Annotated in this window: 21 protein-coding genes; 3 read left to right on the top strand and 18 right to left on the bottom strand. The window is 47.8% G+C overall.

The window, feature by feature from the left end; all coding sequences use genetic code 11:
* Positions 1 to 4: 4 nt before the first annotated feature.
* From rplR to rplC, 16 genes are all read right to left on the bottom strand, one after another.
* Positions 5 to 367, bottom strand: coding sequence for a 50S ribosomal protein L18 (rplR, locus tag QUA70_RS04560; protein WP_333327572.1), 363 nt, complete (start codon positions 365 to 367; stop codon positions 5 to 7).
* Between the two features lie 2 nt (positions 368 to 369).
* Complete coding sequence (gene rplF / locus QUA70_RS04565; protein ID WP_333074731.1) at positions 370 to 918, bottom strand: 50S ribosomal protein L6; 549 nt, start codon at positions 916 to 918, stop codon at positions 370 to 372.
* 122 nt (positions 919 to 1,040) lie between these two features.
* A complete protein-coding gene (gene rpsH / locus QUA70_RS04570; RefSeq protein ID WP_333327576.1) occupies positions 1,041 to 1,445 on the bottom strand; it encodes a 30S ribosomal protein S8 in 405 nt (134 codons plus the stop codon).
* 22 nt (positions 1,446 to 1,467) lie between these two features.
* Entirely contained in the window at positions 1,468 to 2,013 is a 546-nt protein-coding gene (gene rplE, locus QUA70_RS04575) for a 50S ribosomal protein L5 (protein WP_333251688.1), read from the bottom strand.
* A 145-nt stretch (positions 2,014 to 2,158) separates the two neighbouring features.
* Positions 2,159 to 2,518: a 50S ribosomal protein L24 gene (gene rplX, locus QUA70_RS04580; protein WP_333327579.1), complete on the bottom strand. Its 360-nt coding sequence runs from the start codon at positions 2,516 to 2,518 to the stop codon at positions 2,159 to 2,161.
* Position 2,519: 1 nt separating this feature from the next.
* A complete protein-coding gene (gene rplN, locus QUA70_RS04585) occupies positions 2,520 to 2,888 on the bottom strand; it encodes a 50S ribosomal protein L14 (RefSeq protein WP_006634991.1) in 369 nt (122 codons plus the stop codon).
* Positions 2,889 to 3,003: 115 nt separating this feature from the next.
* Positions 3,004 to 3,252 (bottom strand): 30S ribosomal protein S17, encoded by a 249-nt coding sequence (gene rpsQ / locus QUA70_RS04590; RefSeq protein ID WP_006634992.1) that lies wholly within the window; start codon positions 3,250 to 3,252, stop codon positions 3,004 to 3,006.
* A 37-nt stretch (positions 3,253 to 3,289) separates the two neighbouring features.
* Positions 3,290 to 3,604 (bottom strand): 50S ribosomal protein L29, encoded by a 315-nt coding sequence (rpmC, locus tag QUA70_RS04595; RefSeq protein WP_333345243.1) that lies wholly within the window; start codon positions 3,602 to 3,604, stop codon positions 3,290 to 3,292.
* Between the two features lie 159 nt (positions 3,605 to 3,763).
* Positions 3,764 to 4,183 (bottom strand): 50S ribosomal protein L16, encoded by a 420-nt coding sequence (gene rplP / locus QUA70_RS04600; protein ID WP_333045757.1) that lies wholly within the window; start codon positions 4,181 to 4,183, stop codon positions 3,764 to 3,766.
* A gap of 114 nt (positions 4,184 to 4,297) precedes the next feature.
* A complete protein-coding gene (rpsC, locus tag QUA70_RS04605) occupies positions 4,298 to 5,026 on the bottom strand; it encodes a 30S ribosomal protein S3 (protein WP_006634995.1) in 729 nt (242 codons plus the stop codon).
* 114 nt (positions 5,027 to 5,140) lie between these two features.
* Positions 5,141 to 5,500, bottom strand: a complete 360-nt coding sequence (rplV, locus tag QUA70_RS04610; protein ID WP_333160378.1) for a 50S ribosomal protein L22 — start codon at positions 5,498 to 5,500, stop codon at positions 5,141 to 5,143.
* 93 nt (positions 5,501 to 5,593) lie between these two features.
* Positions 5,594 to 5,875 carry a 30S ribosomal protein S19 gene (rpsS, locus tag QUA70_RS04615; protein WP_242719699.1) on the bottom strand — a complete coding sequence of 94 codons (282 nt, stop codon included), beginning with the start codon at positions 5,873 to 5,875 and terminating at the stop codon, positions 5,594 to 5,596.
* Positions 5,876 to 5,988: 113 nt separating this feature from the next.
* Entirely contained in the window at positions 5,989 to 6,852 is an 864-nt protein-coding gene (gene rplB, locus QUA70_RS04620) for a 50S ribosomal protein L2 (RefSeq protein ID WP_333327586.1), read from the bottom strand.
* Positions 6,853 to 7,010: 158 nt separating this feature from the next.
* Positions 7,011 to 7,319 (bottom strand): 50S ribosomal protein L23, encoded by a 309-nt coding sequence (locus tag QUA70_RS04625; protein WP_006634999.1) that lies wholly within the window; start codon positions 7,317 to 7,319, stop codon positions 7,011 to 7,013.
* A complete protein-coding gene (gene rplD / locus QUA70_RS04630) occupies positions 7,312 to 7,944 on the bottom strand; it encodes a 50S ribosomal protein L4 (protein WP_333327589.1) in 633 nt (210 codons plus the stop codon). The genes QUA70_RS04625 and rplD overlap by 8 nt, the downstream gene beginning before the upstream one ends.
* A 190-nt stretch (positions 7,945 to 8,134) precedes the next feature.
* Positions 8,135 to 8,770: a 50S ribosomal protein L3 gene (gene rplC, locus QUA70_RS04635; RefSeq protein WP_333039608.1), complete on the bottom strand. Its 636-nt coding sequence runs from the start codon at positions 8,768 to 8,770 to the stop codon at positions 8,135 to 8,137.
* Between the two features lie 431 nt (positions 8,771 to 9,201).
* On the opposite strand from rplC, the gene QUA70_RS04640 reads away from it, so the two are divergent.
* The 3 genes from QUA70_RS04640 to QUA70_RS04650 all read left to right on the top strand — a co-directional run bounded on the left by QUA70_RS04640 (position 9,202) and on the right by QUA70_RS04650 (position 10,981).
* Positions 9,202 to 9,678, top strand: coding sequence for an NAD(P)H-quinone oxidoreductase subunit N (locus QUA70_RS04640; protein WP_333327591.1), 477 nt, complete (start codon positions 9,202 to 9,204; stop codon positions 9,676 to 9,678).
* Positions 9,679 to 9,796: 118 nt separating this feature from the next.
* Positions 9,797 to 10,402 (top strand): VWA domain-containing protein, encoded by a 606-nt coding sequence (locus QUA70_RS04645; protein WP_333327594.1) that lies wholly within the window; start codon positions 9,797 to 9,799, stop codon positions 10,400 to 10,402.
* A gap of 72 nt (positions 10,403 to 10,474) precedes the next feature.
* Entirely contained in the window at positions 10,475 to 10,981 is a 507-nt protein-coding gene (locus tag QUA70_RS04650; RefSeq protein WP_333327597.1) for a salt stress protein, Slr1339 family, read from the top strand.
* A gap of 241 nt (positions 10,982 to 11,222) precedes the next feature.
* Here QUA70_RS04650 and QUA70_RS04655 read toward each other — a convergent pair whose 3' ends face one another.
* Entirely contained in the window at positions 11,223 to 11,762 is a 540-nt protein-coding gene (locus tag QUA70_RS04655; RefSeq protein ID WP_333327600.1) for a dCMP deaminase family protein, read from the bottom strand.
* On the bottom strand, positions 11,759 to 13,288 hold the full coding sequence (locus tag QUA70_RS04660; RefSeq protein ID WP_333345245.1) for a thymidylate synthase: 1,530 nt from the start codon (positions 13,286 to 13,288) through the stop codon (positions 11,759 to 11,761). Before QUA70_RS04660 ends, QUA70_RS04655 begins: the two co-directional genes overlap by 4 nt.
* Between the last annotated feature and the right edge of the window lie 12 nt (positions 13,289 to 13,300).

Here is a 13,300-nt window from a genome sequence, read left to right on the forward strand (position 1 = left end):
CTTCCTAAAAGTCTAACCCGGCTTCGCGAGCTGCTTCTGCGAGGGCTTTAACGCGACCGTGATAGAGGTTGCCCCCGCGATCAAATACGACTTTGACTATGCCAGCGCTGGAACAGCGTTTGGCAATCAACTGACCGACTTGGGCGCTCGCGGAGCAGTTGCTTCCAGAAGAGAGAACGGACTTCAAATCCGGGTCGAGGGTTGACGCGGCAGCCAAAGTGTGCTGTGTCGTGTCGTCGATTACTTGGGCGTAGATGTGCTGCTCTGATCGAAATACCGCTAATCTGGGACGTTCGGAGGTGCCGAACACCTTGCGCCGCACGCGGCGGTGTCTGCGGTGAACTGATTCTTTGCGAGTAAGCTTCATGATTACTTCTTACCTGTTTTGCCTGTTTTACCAGCTTTGCGACGGACAACTTCGCCACTGTAGCGAATGCCTTTGCCCTTGTACACTTCAGGCGGACGCACCGCGCGGATGCGGGCTGCTGTATTGCCTACGAGTTCTTTGTCAATGCCGGAGACAATGACGTTGGTGTTGCCTTCAACTGCCATTGTGATGCCTTCTGGAGGGGGCATTTCAACGGGTTTGCTGTAACCGACGTTTAAAATCAGGTTCCGTCCTTGAACCTGTGCCCGATAACCTGTGCCGATAATTTCGAGGCGCCGCTGAAAACCTTGGGATACACCTTCGACCATGTTGGCGACTAGGGTGCGGCACAAGCCGTGCAGTTGTCTGGCGACGCGAGATTCGTCTCGGCGGGTAACGAGTAAAGTCTCGCCTTCAATTCCCATGAGGATTTCGGCTGGGATTACTCGGGAAAGTTCACCTTTAGGGCCTTTGACGGCTACTTTTTGACCGTCTAGGGTGATGGTGACTTTCGTGGGAATGCTAATCGGACGCTTGCCAATTCGCGACATAGTTTTTTGTCCTTTGTTTTTAGTTATTAGTCCTTGATGATTAATCTTTAGTTATTAGTCCTTAGTTATTGATTTTTGAGTCTCTTGCCAACGACCAGTGACTAATGACTAATGACTAATGACTACCAAACATAACAAAGCACTTCACCGCCCAAACCTTGGCGTCGAGCTTCTCGATCGGTCATAATGCCGCTGGAGGTAGAAATAATGGCTATGCCAATTCCGCCTAATACTCTGGGCAATTCTTTACGGTTCGAGTAAACGCGCAGTCCTGGTTTGCTGACTCGCTTAAGTGCCGTGATAATGGGCTTGCGAGTTTTACCTTTGTACTTTAGAGAAAGCACTAAATGTCGCTTGATCCCTTCTGGTTCTGCTTCTTCAATTTCGCTGATAAAGCCTTCACTTTTGAGGACTTGGGCGATGCTGCGGGTCATTTTTGTAGCTGGAATTTGCGTTGTTTGGTGGCGCGCCATGCAAGAATTGCGAATGCGCGTCAACATATCTGCTATGGTATCGTTAGCTGCCATCTTTTGCTTCTTACTCTAGTGCTTAGTTGTCCCGGAACGGCATTCCCATTTCTTTAAGCAAGGCGCGTCCTTCTTCGTCGGTGTTTGCTGTGGTGATAATTGAAATGTCCATGCCTCGAATTTGATCGATGCGGTCATATTCTATTTCTGGAAAAATTAGCTGTTCTCTCAGACCCAAGCTGTAGTTGCCGCGCCCGTCAAAGCTTTTGGGGCTGATGCCGCGGAAGTCGCGGATTCGGGGGAGTGCGAGGTTGATCAGCCGATCGAGAAAATCGTACATCCGATCGCCGCGCAGCGTCACCATAACGCCGACGGGTACTCCTTTGCGGATTTTGAAGCCTGCAATCGCTTTTTTCGCCCGCGTCACCACCGGTTTTTGCCCGGTGATGAGGCCAATTTCGTTGATCGACGAATCCAGTGCCTTAGCGTTTTGAGATGCTTCTCCCAAACCGCGGTTCACTGTGACTTTGACGAGTTTGGGAACCTGATGGATATTAGTATATTTAAACTGATCCATCAGTGTGGGAACGATTTTTCCTTGATAAAGAACCTTGAGTTTGTCCGGCATAGTTTTTGTGTTTCGTTAACTGTCCCTGGGCTTGGTCAGGGAATTTGTCGATTGTCCGTCCCACCGATGCTAGCTGTTAGTTATGAGTTGAAAAGTCACTGGTCTGAAGGCGGACTAATGACCGATGACTGATAACAAATCACTATTAATCGATGATTTCTCCAGTTTTTTTGAGCTGTCGCAGTTTCCGGCCGTCTTCGCTAAATGTATAGCAAACGCGGCTAGCTATTTTTTCTTTTTCGGAATAGTGCATGACATTTGAGCTGTGAATGGGAGCCTCAAACGTGAGTATTTTCCCGGACTCTCCCTCTTGCTGGGGCTTGACGTGCTTGGTTCTGATGTTTACACCTTTAACAACTACTTTGCTGACTTTAGGATATGTCTTTAAGATTTCTCCGACTTTTCCTTTCTCTTTGCCAGTAATTATTTGCACGGTGTCGCCTGCTTTGACGTGCATTCTGTAGCGCTGCGATTCGCTAGTTGGTTTACCCTTTTTTCCGTACATTTTAAAGTACCTCCGGGGCTAAGGAAACGATTTTAGTAAAGTTTTTGTCGCGCAATTCGCGGGCGACGGGGCCGAAGACGCGAGTGCCTTTGGGGTTGCCGTCTACGTTGATAATAACGGCGGCGTTATCGTCAAAACGAATGCTCATGCCACTGTCGCGGCGCAGACCTTTGCGGGTTCTGACAATGACGGCCCGAACGACATCTGATTTTTTGACGGCCATATTGGGGATGGCGTCTTTGACGACGGCAATGATGACATCGCCGACTCCGCCGTAGCGACGGTTGCCGCCTCCCAATACGCGGATGCACATCAGTTTGCGGGCTCCGCTATTGTCGGCGACATTGAGGTATGTCTGGGGTTGAATCATGGTGATTGTTGAGTGTTAACTGTTGACTGTTAACTGTTAACTGTTGACTGTTGACTGTTGACTGCTAGTTGATTGTTAATTTTTGATCGGGAGATCGCGATGTCGCAATTAACTGTTAGCCGTTTTTTGTCCCGAAAATCTCAGCAACCGTCCAACGTTTGGTTTTGCTCAGTGGGCGAGTTTCAGTGATGCGAACACGATCGCCGGATTTGCACTGATTTTCTTCGTCGTGAGCTTTGTACCGCTTGGTGCGGACTACGATTTTGCCGTATTTGGTGTGGGAGGAGCGGTTTTCGATTGCTACCACGACGGTTTTATCCATCTTGTCGCTGACTACTACGCCAACTCGTTCTTTAATTGCCATAGCTACCTATTTTTGTTGTGCAATTGACTTTTTTTAGCTACTGTGCGATCGTCGGCTCGGCTGCTTCAGACTCTTGGCTGACTGCTGCGGTTGCAGCAGGCTGTGCTACCTGTTTAGATGCGGCTAATTTTGCTGCTGCTGCTTCTTTCTCAGCAACGATTTGGCGCTCGCGTTCAACTGTCATCAATTGAGCTAGCCGGTGTTTGGCGTGCTTGAACAGGTGAGGCTTTTCCATGCGGCCGGTAGCTTGCTGAAGCCGCAATTCCATTAGTTGGCGCTTGACGGCTAAAATTTGCTCTGCTACTGCAGCATCGCTTAATTCTCTAGCTTCTTTAATCTTGGTCAAAGACATAATTGTGTGCTTTCTCGTTAGCGAGCGGTATGACAGAAGACTGAATTGTCTCTTAGGGTGAAGGTCGAAGGAAAGAAAAGTTATGAAGACCAGATTTTAAATTGCTGTAGCCGTTTAAAATCCTGACTAATACCCACCTAATTCTACCTTCGCTCTTCGCTATGACTGGTCTTCTTCGCGAGTGATGAACTTGGTTTTAATTGGTAATTTGAAAGATGCCAAACGCATTGCTTCACGGGCAGTTTCTTCACTTACGCCGCCAATTTCAAACATTACCCGGCCCGGTTTGACCACGGCAACCCAAAACTCTGGTGCGCCTTTACCAGAACCCATCCGGGTTTCGGCTGCGCGCTGGGTGACTGGTTTGTCGGGAAAAATGCGAATCCAGATTTTGCCGCCCCGGCGGATATAGCGGGTCATGGCGCGGCGTCCGGCTTCTATTTGGCGGGAAGTGATCCAGGCGGGTTCGATGGCTTGGAGCGCGAAGTCGCCAAAGCTAACTGTGTTGCCGCGGGTGGCAATACCGCTCATTCGCCCGCGCTGTTGTTTGCGGAATTTGGTTCTTTTAGGGCTTAACATGGCTTTGGGAGTTGGGTAATTGGTAATTGGTAATTGGTAGTTGGTAATTGCTAATTGCTAATTGGTTTGGAACAACTGACACTTAACAAGTGACAACTAACAGTTAACAATTAGTTAGCCTTCGTTCGATCGATCTTCAAAGTTCTGGCGACGGCGCTTTTGTTTGGTGCGGGGCACTGCGGCATTTGGTGCAGCTTCTTGTTCTTGTCCGGGAATAATTTCGCCTTTGAAAACCCAAACTTTAATGCCGAGAATACCGTAGATGGTTTGAGCAGTGCAGTAGGAGTAGTCGATGTCTGCCCGCAGCGTGTGCAAGGGGACTCTTCCTTCGCGTGTCCATTCGGTACGCGCGATTTCTGCGCCGTTGAGGCGTCCGCTGACTTGAATTTTGATGCCTTGGATGCCGACTTTTTGAGCGCGGGTGATTGCTTGGCGGACGACTCGGCGGAAGGATACGCGCCGTTCTAGTTGCTGAGCGATGTATTCTGCGATCAGTGTGGCATCGGCGTCTACTCGCTGGACTTCGACGACGTTGATGCGGATTTGGCGGTTGCTACCGAGTTGCTGCTGCAAACCGACGCGCAGAGTTTCGATGCCTGCTCCGCCGCGGCCTACGACAACTCCTGGTCTGGCGGTGAACACTTCTAGATCGATTTGATCGGCTTTCCGCTCAATTTTGACCGAGGAAATGCCAGCATTGCTGAGGGTTTTACGAACGTACTTGCGAATTTTATAGTCTTCTTGCAAGAGTTCTGGATAGTTTTTGGGGTCAGCAAACCAGCGAGAGCGGTGCTCTTGGGTAATGCCGAGGCGAAAACCAATTGGATGTATTTTTTGGCCCATAATAGTTGATGAGTTAATTGGTAATTGGTAATTGGTAACTGGTAATTGGTAATTGGTGATTACCCATTTTTTTCAACTTTAAGCTGTTTATTACCTATTACGTTTTTCCCTGGTTTAGTTTTCTAGGAGCGGAGCTACTACTACGGTAATGTGACAGGTTGGCTTGCGGATTTGGTAGGCGCGACCTTGAGCGCGGGGTCTAAAGCGTTTGAGGACTGGGCCTTGGTCTGCGTAAGCTTGAGACACTACTAGCTTGGATTTATCCAATCCTGCGTTGTGTTCGGCGTTGGCTACTGCCGATCGCAAAACTTTGACAATTGGTTCGCAGGCGCGGTAGGGCATGAATTCGAGTAAAATCAGCGCTTCTTGGTAGCTTTTGCCGCGAATTTGGTCGAGGACTCGGCGCACTTTGAAGGGGGATGTCCGGATGTAACGGGCGATCGCCTTAATTTCGGATGTGGTATCTATAACCATTTCGATTTTGGTAATTGGTAATTGGTAATTGGGGAAAAGGTAATGGGTAATTGGTATTTTTTCCTACTACGTATTACCTGTCACCTAATTAGGCTATCTTTTTGCCTTTTTATCACCACTTTTAGCGTGACCTCTAAAGGTACGAGTGGGGGAAAATTCTCCGAGTTTGTGGCCTACCATTTGGTCTGTGAGGTAGACTGGTACGTGCTGTCTTCCGTTGTGAACGGCGATCGTGTGACCTACCATTTGGGGCAGGATTGTGGAAGATCGCGACCAAGTTTTAATTACTTGTTTTTGGCCAGCGGCGTTCAGTTTTTCGATTTTTGTCATCAGATTATCTGCGACAAACGGGCCTTTTTTTAGAGATCGAGACATGATTTTTTTAGTGATTCAGGAGTCATTAGTCAGGATTCAGCAGTCATTGGTCATCAGTCCTCAGTCATTAGTTAGCAGTTAACAACGGCAGACTGAAGACTCCTGACTGATGACTAACTTTGTCTGCCGCCCTTGCCGCGCTTGGAAGATTTGCGGCGGCGCCGGACGATTAAATCGTCGCTGCGCTTGTTTTTGCGTCGAGTTTTTGCACCCAATGCTGGTTTACCCCAAGGAGTGACCGGTCCCGGACGTCCGATGGGAGCTCTGCCTTCGCCACCGCCGTGCGGGTGGTCTACCGGGTTCATGACGCTACCGCGAACGGTGGGTCTGCGACCTTTCCAGCGGGTGCGGCCGGCTTTACCCAGGCTGAGGTTTCTGGCGTCTGTGTTGCCGACTTGACCGATGGTGGCGTAGCAGTCGGCGCGGACTTTGCGCTGTTCCCCGGATGGCAGTTTGAGGGTGACGTAGCTACCTTCTTTTGCCATTAGCTGAGCGCTGGAGCCCGCGGAACGAACGATTTGTCCGCCTTTTCCGGGTACTAGCTCGACGTTGTGGATGCTGGTACCAAGGGGAATGTTCTTCAGGGGGAGGGCGTTACCGATTTCGATCGGTGCGTCTGGACCTGAGACAATTACTGTACCGACGTTTAAGTTGAGCGGGTGAAGGATGTACCGTTTTTCGCCGTCTTTGTAGAACAGGAGGGCGATGCGGGCGTTGCGATTGGGGTCATATTCGATCGCCTTGACGGTAGCGGGAATGCTGTGTTTGTCGCGGCGGAAGTCGATGTCTCTATACAGCCGTTTGTGACCGCCTCCCCGGTGGCGACAGGTGATGACGCCTCGGTTGTTGCGACCTTGTTTGGTGTGCTTATTGCTGGTTAGAGACTTTTCGGGTTCTGATCTGGTAATTTCAGCGAAGTCCGAGACGGTCTGTTCCCGGGTGCTGGAGGTATAAGGTCGGTAAGAACGGATGCCCATAATCGATTTTAGATTTTAAATTTTAGATTTGGGATGCAAGGACTTGGCGGTTTTGGATTTTAGATTTGGGATTATCAGTTAACTTGCTAGCTTTCTTGGTTTGGTATTTTCACCTGTTAACCGCAATCTAAAATCTAAAATCTAAAATCCAAAATTGGCTAAACTTCTGGGAATAGGAGTTTGCGGATCGAGTCTCCGTCGGTCAGAGTTACGGTAGCTCGCTTGTAACAAGGTTTAAAGCCGACGAATTTGCCAACTCGACGCTTTTTGCGCGGCGGGTTTTGGGTGTTGACGCCGATGACTTTCACCTTAAAGAGTTCTTCGATTGCAGCTTTGATTTGAGGCTTGGTCGCTTTGGGGGCTACATCGAATGTGAATTGATTTAATTCCATCATTCGGGTAGCTTTCTCGGTGAGAATCGGACGCTGGATCAAATCTGCGTAGTCGCGGGGGTCGATTTTACTCACCGTAAATCTCCTGAATTTTAGCTATGGCTGTAGATGTGACGATAATTTTGTCAGCCGCGAGAACGTCGTAAACATTCAGGGAGGTTGCCAAGATAACGTTTACTAATTCGATGTTGCGTCCTGATAAGTAGACGTTGGGTTGCGGTTCTGGCAAGATTAACAGAACTTTTGTATCGGGTTCGATGCCCCAGCGGGCGATCGCACTCAGCAATTCTTTGCTTTTCGGTCTCGGAAATTGCTCTGCAAATTCTTCAACCACAATGATGTCTTCGGTGCGACTTTGGAATGCTGTCCGCAAAGCGAGACGGCGTTCCTTTTTGTTCATTTTGACTTCAAAGTCTCTCGGTTTTGGTCCGAAGATGACACCGCCGCCCCGCCACAGCGGAGAACGGATTGAACCTGCTCTGGCTCGGCCGGTGCCTTTTTGACGCCAGGGTTTGCGGCCACCGCCTCTGACTTCCGATCGAGTTTTGGTGGAAGCATTTCCTTGACGGGCGTTATTCATTTGCCGCGTCAATGCTCTGTGAACGATGTGAGACGCATTTTCTTCTTTGGCTACGCGCAGTTCTAAAGTTGTTTCCCCAACTTCTTCGCCTTGCCAATTTCGGACTACACAATTAACCATATCTTTTGTCCTTTGTCTGTTGTTAGTTGTCTGTTGTTAGTTGTCTGTTGTCTGTTGTCTGTCGTCTGTTGTCTGTTCTCAGTTCTTAGTTTTCAGCTCTTAGTTTTCAGCTTTTAGTTCTTAGTTATTGCTTGCTACTAACGGCCAACCACTATCTACTGACTGCTGACTACTGACTACTTACTACTGACTAACGTCCTACTTTTTTCTCAGGCACAACATTGACTAAGGCGCCAGCTTTGCCGGGAACTGCTCCCTTAATTAGCAGCAAATTCTGCTCTGTATCCACCCGGACAATTGTTAACTTGCGGACGGTGACTTGAACGTTGCCCATACGTCCTGCCATTCTTTTGCCGGGATAAACGCGACCAGGAGTCGTTCCAGGCCCGATCGATCCAGGCTCGCGGTGGTTCTTGGAACCGTGAGACATGGGGCCTCGTTTAAAGTTGTGGCGCTTTTGAAAACCTGCAAAACCTTTACCGATGCTGGTACCGATGACATCTACTATTTGTCCCGGTGTAAAGGTATCTGCTTTTAGTTGTTGACCTAATTCAAATGAACTGGTGTCTTCCAAGCGGTATTCCTGCAAGTGGCGCAATGGATTCGCCCCCGACTTGGCAAGGTGTCCTAGTTCTGGCTTGTTGAGAGCCTTTGGTTTGACTTCGTTGTATCCAACTTGAACGGCACCGTAGCCGTCAGTTTGTTTTGTTTTGATTTGAGTTACTGTACAAGGCCCTGCTTGTATGACGGTGACGGGGATGGCTCTCCCTTCGGCGTCAAACACTTGAGTCATGCCTAGTTTAGTGCCAAGAATGCCTACAGACACGGATTTTCTTCCTTTTATTTACGCAAGAGGTTTCGGATTGCGAAATTTACGTCAATCCGCTTGCTCTTGTGCAGAAACATTTATTTCAGTGTTCCTGCAATTAACTGTTATCAACCAACAGCCTTCCTCGGTGTTTAAAATTTGAGTTTTAAATTTGGGAGCGAGCTTGTGGAAGTCTTGCAAGGGTTGAGATTCGCGGCTTTTTACCGGCTTTATCTCCGAGTTTTGTCTCGGTCTTGCTTGTTTGTGCCAGGACTTGAGCAGCAAACCACTCAGTATCCTTTACGGCGACAATTCACAATAGTACATGAAGTGTTTGCCGTTTGTCAAGGCCGGGATGAGAATTTTTCGGCTCAACTTTAGGATTTATAATATTTCCAGCTCGCAAGCAGCGATCGACCAAATTTTGATACAGCAGGAAACACAAATTTATGGGACTGATTACGACGGGCTCGGATGTGATTCGGGATTTGGAAAAGTCGGGGTCGCTGGCCCTGTACGTTCCTTTAGAGGGAGGATTTGAGGGGCGCTACCTGCGGCGGCTCAGGGCTGCGGGTTACGGTGCTCACACGATTTCGGCGCGGGGTTTGGGTGATTTGGCGATGTATTTGACGGGAGTTCACGGGGTGCGGCCGCCGCATTTGGGCAAAAAAACTACTGGCAATGAATCGGCTGTGGGTTATACGTACTACGTGCCGCCGATTTTGCAAACTCAATTAGACAATTTGCCACCGAAAGCAAAAGGACTGGTGCTGTGGATTATTGAAGGGCACATTTTGTCGAATCAGGAAATTGAGTATTTGACTGTTTTGCCGACGTTAGAACCGCGAGTTAAAATAGCAGTGGAGATGGGGGGCGATCGAGCTTTTAGCTGGAAGCCACTTAAAGATGCTTTAGTTACTGCTTAAATTCCGGTATTTGCGATCGCAAATCAACTAAAAAACGCAGCGAGCAACTAAAGCTCAACAGCTTCTGCTCGCTGGTTTTGATATTTTTGAGAAAAACTTAATTAACAGGAAAAATCCTATGCTTCAGAACCGCGATTATACCATCATTATTGACAAAAGTGGCAGTATGTACACGAAAGACGACATGGGCGGTAAAAGTCGGTGGGCGCTCATGCAAGAATCGACGATCGCACTGGCGAATAAATGCGAAGAACTCGATCCTGATGGCATAACAGCTTATGTGTTTTCCGGTCGCTTCAAGCGCTACGACAACGTAACAGCCGCTAAAGTCGTGCAAATTTTCCAAGAAAACGAACCTTCGGGGACTACGAATTTAGCTGCTGTTCTCCAAGACGCTCTGAACAGTTATTTTCAGCGCAAAGCATCCGGTAAGACCAAGCAAAATGGGGAAACAATATTAGTGGTGACGGACGGAGAACCGGACGATCGCAAAGAAGTGATGAAAACCATTATAGAGGCTTCCCGGAAGCTCGATCGAGATGAAGAGTTGGCGATTTCTTTCATTCAAGTAGGGAATGCGCCGGAAGCTACTAAGTTTCTCAAGATATTGGATGACGAACTGCAAAGCGCCGGGGCTAAATTCGATATCGTTGATACTGTGACGATGGATGATATTGAAGGAATGACCCTGACGGAGGTATTGCTGAATGCAATAACTGATTGAGGAGGCGGGCGAAGTTCACGCGATTATATTTGGGCCAGTTGACCCAGCAGCATTTTTTAGGGGGTTTAAGTTATGGAATCGATCGATCGCCTGTTAGGTGAACTTAAGGCAGAGTATCAAGCGTCTCAAAAAAATGCTGAGTTGAAAAGTCAGGCACCGGTGCAAGCACAAGCGCCTTTGCCACAAGCAGCAGTGCCGTCAAATCAAACATTTAAAACATCAGATATAAATTTGTATGCTGGTTCTTTGGATAAGGATTTAGCTCAAATTAAGGCTGAGTACGAAGGGCAAAATCAAGCTCAGGAAGTGGCTTCACAGCAACCGCTTAAGGCTGAGCACGAAGCGCCAAATCAAGCTCAGGAAGTAGCTTCACTGGAACCGCGGCCAGCAGAAAAAGTCGCGGGGCCACAGTTGGACGTACAAACGCACAGACAGAAAGTTAGGCAAGCTCAGGTTTGGCTGAAAAAGTTGGATAAAAATTCCGATGAGGGATATTGGTTCGATCAGTTTGCTTTTAGGTATTCTTCGAGGATAGATGCGGCGATCGACTATTTGCAAGCGGTGAATGAGTTTGATTGATTGAACTACACGGTATTCACAATTTGTAAGGCAGTTTTTTGGTTAATTGCCATCTCTATTTGTTGTAAAGACACGGCAGTGCTGTGTCTTTACAAAGCGTAAAATAAATATCGTTTGTATCGCGCGGGATGCAGGATAAGGCACTGCCGTATCCCTACAAATTGCCACCAAATCAATATCCTTTATAGGAACACAACACCGTTGTTTCCTGTGGCGGCGACAACCACGGGGAGGATTCCTCCTATACTAAATTTTGGGACACAGACGTAGGATTCAACAAAAACAAAGCCGCTTTTTTTGCTGTATCTTCAGATAGCTGAATTTGTTTTAACTCAACAATACCTTCACTGATAAAAGTATCTCTCAAAGCAGCTTTTTCTCCGCTGTTAAAACTCGTTTCGTAAAACACTTCTCTAATGCCCGCCGCAATGACTAATTTCAAACAATAGATGCAGGGTTCTAAAGTGACGTAAATACTAGCCCCAGCAGTAGATATACCGTGTTTAGCAGCTTTGGCGATCGCATTTGCTTCCGCGTGAACCGCCCTTGATGGCAAAGTTTTACTGGCGTCGCAACTGCTCAAACCAGGATAGCAGAAGCCTTGAGTAGTACAGTGTGCCGAACCTGACGGCGAACCGTTATAACCCGTTGCTAAAACTTGCCTGTTTTTAGTTATCACCGCGCCTACAGGAAAAGCCAGACAAGTCGATCGAGTAGCGGCCAATTTTGCTAACATTAAGAAGTATTCGTCCCAACTCGGTCTTTCTTCTTCTAAATTCATCGTCTATCCTGGATGTATTGCTTGCTCGTTTTCAGACACTCGGCAGCCTTCTGCAATTCTATTCCCAAATAACCAATATGCTCGCCTTTGATAGCCGGGGAAGCCGCACAAATTTCTCGCACTAACTTGAGAGGGTTTTTTCCAGAATAACAGGTGACAACTTCGCCGCTGCCGGGGGTGGTTTGCGTGACTACTATTTGATTGTCGGCTACTTCAACTAAAAAATTGCCTGCTGCATCGAAAAAGTCTCGATCTTCGCAGATTTTAGCATATTGGGTTTGAATTAGTCGATCGGCATTTTCAAAGGTATCGTCATACAAGTGAGCCGATTGACTCAGCGTTACCAATGGGCCCATCGTCAAATTATAATCGGAACGCCTCGCAATTTCATCTCGAATGTGCTGCTGCAAAGCCCGCAAACCCATTGCATTGGCCGGCCACGCCGCAAACATATCGTTGCTGCGGAGAGTTGCAGTTAGCGATATTTCATCGTCTACAACTCGCACCCAAATGTGATTTAAACAAGGACTGCCGCTGTGCTGGTGGTCTGAGGACCCGTCAGGTCTTCTGTTAATATTTCCCCCCGCATCCCACAAACTAATTACAGCACTTGCTGCGTCAATTTCCTTAATTAGTTTGGCAATAACTTCTTCAATTTGATCGCGTCCAAACCACGACCTCATCCGCTGTGCGTAGGTATATTTAATGCCTTCGTTATACGGGGCATCTTCGAGCATTTGGGGTTTGTACTGTTCGAGGAAATCGCGGTCGATTGGTAAGTAATTCGGTTCTGGAAAATAGAACTCCGCAGGTTCATCTGTAATCACTGCCATTAAGTCGATTAATTCTTGCCACTGTCCGTCGTAACCAGTCGGCCGTAAGGTGCCAGTGGTCTTAATTCGGTGGATGATTTTTACCCAAGTTTCGGCAATAGTTTTGCCTTCAATTCTGTGTCCGTATTTCTGACCGGGGAGTACAGTCGGGACAATTTCGACTAGCGGAAAAGTTACGGCTTCTCCCCAAGGTTCAACAGATTCTTTTTGGGCAAAACACTTGACAAATGTCACTGTTTCTGCTATATTAGTGGCTTGTTTACATTCGATAGAATCCCGCAATAGTTCTAAGGCTTCTGCTGCTATTTCAATATCGATGTAGCCAAATATTGAAGATTTAATTAGCCAACAATCTCTGCCAGTATCGCTTTTGCCGGCTTCAAAGCCGTTGCGAAAAAAGTCAAGCAAGCACGCGGCCGCCCCCGAGTTGCGGTCTTCTTTCGTAGCGTTGAGAATTACTAGGAAGCGGACGTGGGGATTGCACAGCAAGTTTCTAATTAAGAAGTTGATGCCGCGAGTAGGAGAGTATAGTTGTCCGATCGCAGCATATTCTTGAGCTTGTAAATGTTTGCCGATCGCACTTTTGACTGTCCAGCCGCTGACAATGGCTGTCTGCCCCGTTCCGCAAATTAATTGATTTGGTTTGTATAGGGGTTTGTACTCAAATTTTTTGACGAGATTTGTAGCTGTCATGGTTTACCGTTT

This window comes from Microcoleus sp. LAD1_D5, from assembly GCF_036702115.1.
GTDB lineage: Bacteria > Cyanobacteriota > Cyanobacteriia > Cyanobacteriales > Microcoleaceae > Microcoleus.

What these genes read in the sequence shown, in the direction of transcription:
- rplR (WP_333327572.1), bottom strand. Translation starts at nt 367, where the DNA reads ATGAAGCTTACTCGCAAAGAATCAGTTCACCGCAGACACCGCCGCGTG.
- rplF (WP_333074731.1), bottom strand. Translation starts at nt 918, where the DNA reads ATGTCGCGAATTGGCAAGCGTCCGATTAGCATTCCCACGAAAGTCACC.
- rpsH (WP_333327576.1), bottom strand. Translation starts at nt 1,445, where the DNA reads ATGGCAGCTAACGATACCATAGCAGATATGTTGACGCGCATTCGCAAT.
- rplE (WP_333251688.1), bottom strand. Translation starts at nt 2,013, where the DNA reads ATGCCGGACAAACTCAAGGTTCTTTATCAAGGAAAAATCGTTCCCACA.
- rplX (WP_333327579.1), bottom strand. Translation starts at nt 2,518, where the DNA reads ATGTACGGAAAAAAGGGTAAACCAACTAGCGAATCGCAGCGCTACAGA.
- rplN (WP_006634991.1), bottom strand. Translation starts at nt 2,888, where the DNA reads ATGATTCAACCCCAGACATACCTCAATGTCGCCGACAATAGCGGAGCC.
- rpsQ (WP_006634992.1), bottom strand. Translation starts at nt 3,252, where the DNA reads ATGGCAATTAAAGAACGAGTTGGCGTAGTAGTCAGCGACAAGATGGAT.
- rpmC (WP_333345243.1), bottom strand. Translation starts at nt 3,604, where the DNA reads ATGTCTTTGACCAAGATTAAAGAAGCTAGAGAATTAAGCGATGCTGCA.
- rplP (WP_333045757.1), bottom strand. Translation starts at nt 4,183, where the DNA reads ATGTTAAGCCCTAAAAGAACCAAATTCCGCAAACAACAGCGCGGGCGA.
- rpsC (WP_006634995.1), bottom strand. Translation starts at nt 5,026, where the DNA reads ATGGGCCAAAAAATACATCCAATTGGTTTTCGCCTCGGCATTACCCAA.
- rplV (WP_333160378.1), bottom strand. Translation starts at nt 5,500, where the DNA reads ATGGTTATAGATACCACATCCGAAATTAAGGCGATCGCCCGTTACATC.
- rpsS (WP_242719699.1), bottom strand. Translation starts at nt 5,875, where the DNA reads ATGTCTCGATCTCTAAAAAAAGGCCCGTTTGTCGCAGATAATCTGATG.
- rplB (WP_333327586.1), bottom strand. Translation starts at nt 6,852, where the DNA reads ATGGGCATCCGTTCTTACCGACCTTATACCTCCAGCACCCGGGAACAG.
- rplD (WP_333327589.1), bottom strand. Translation starts at nt 7,944, where the DNA reads ATGGTTAATTGTGTAGTCCGAAATTGGCAAGGCGAAGAAGTTGGGGAA.
- QUA70_RS04640 (WP_333327591.1), top strand. Translation starts at nt 9,202, where the DNA reads ATGGGACTGATTACGACGGGCTCGGATGTGATTCGGGATTTGGAAAAG.
- QUA70_RS04645 (WP_333327594.1), top strand. Translation starts at nt 9,797, where the DNA reads ATGCTTCAGAACCGCGATTATACCATCATTATTGACAAAAGTGGCAGT.
- QUA70_RS04650 (WP_333327597.1), top strand. Translation starts at nt 10,475, where the DNA reads ATGGAATCGATCGATCGCCTGTTAGGTGAACTTAAGGCAGAGTATCAA.
- QUA70_RS04655 (WP_333327600.1), bottom strand. Translation starts at nt 11,762, where the DNA reads ATGAATTTAGAAGAAGAAAGACCGAGTTGGGACGAATACTTCTTAATG.
- QUA70_RS04660 (WP_333345245.1), bottom strand. Translation starts at nt 13,288, where the DNA reads ATGACAGCTACAAATCTCGTCAAAAAATTTGAGTACAAACCCCTATAC.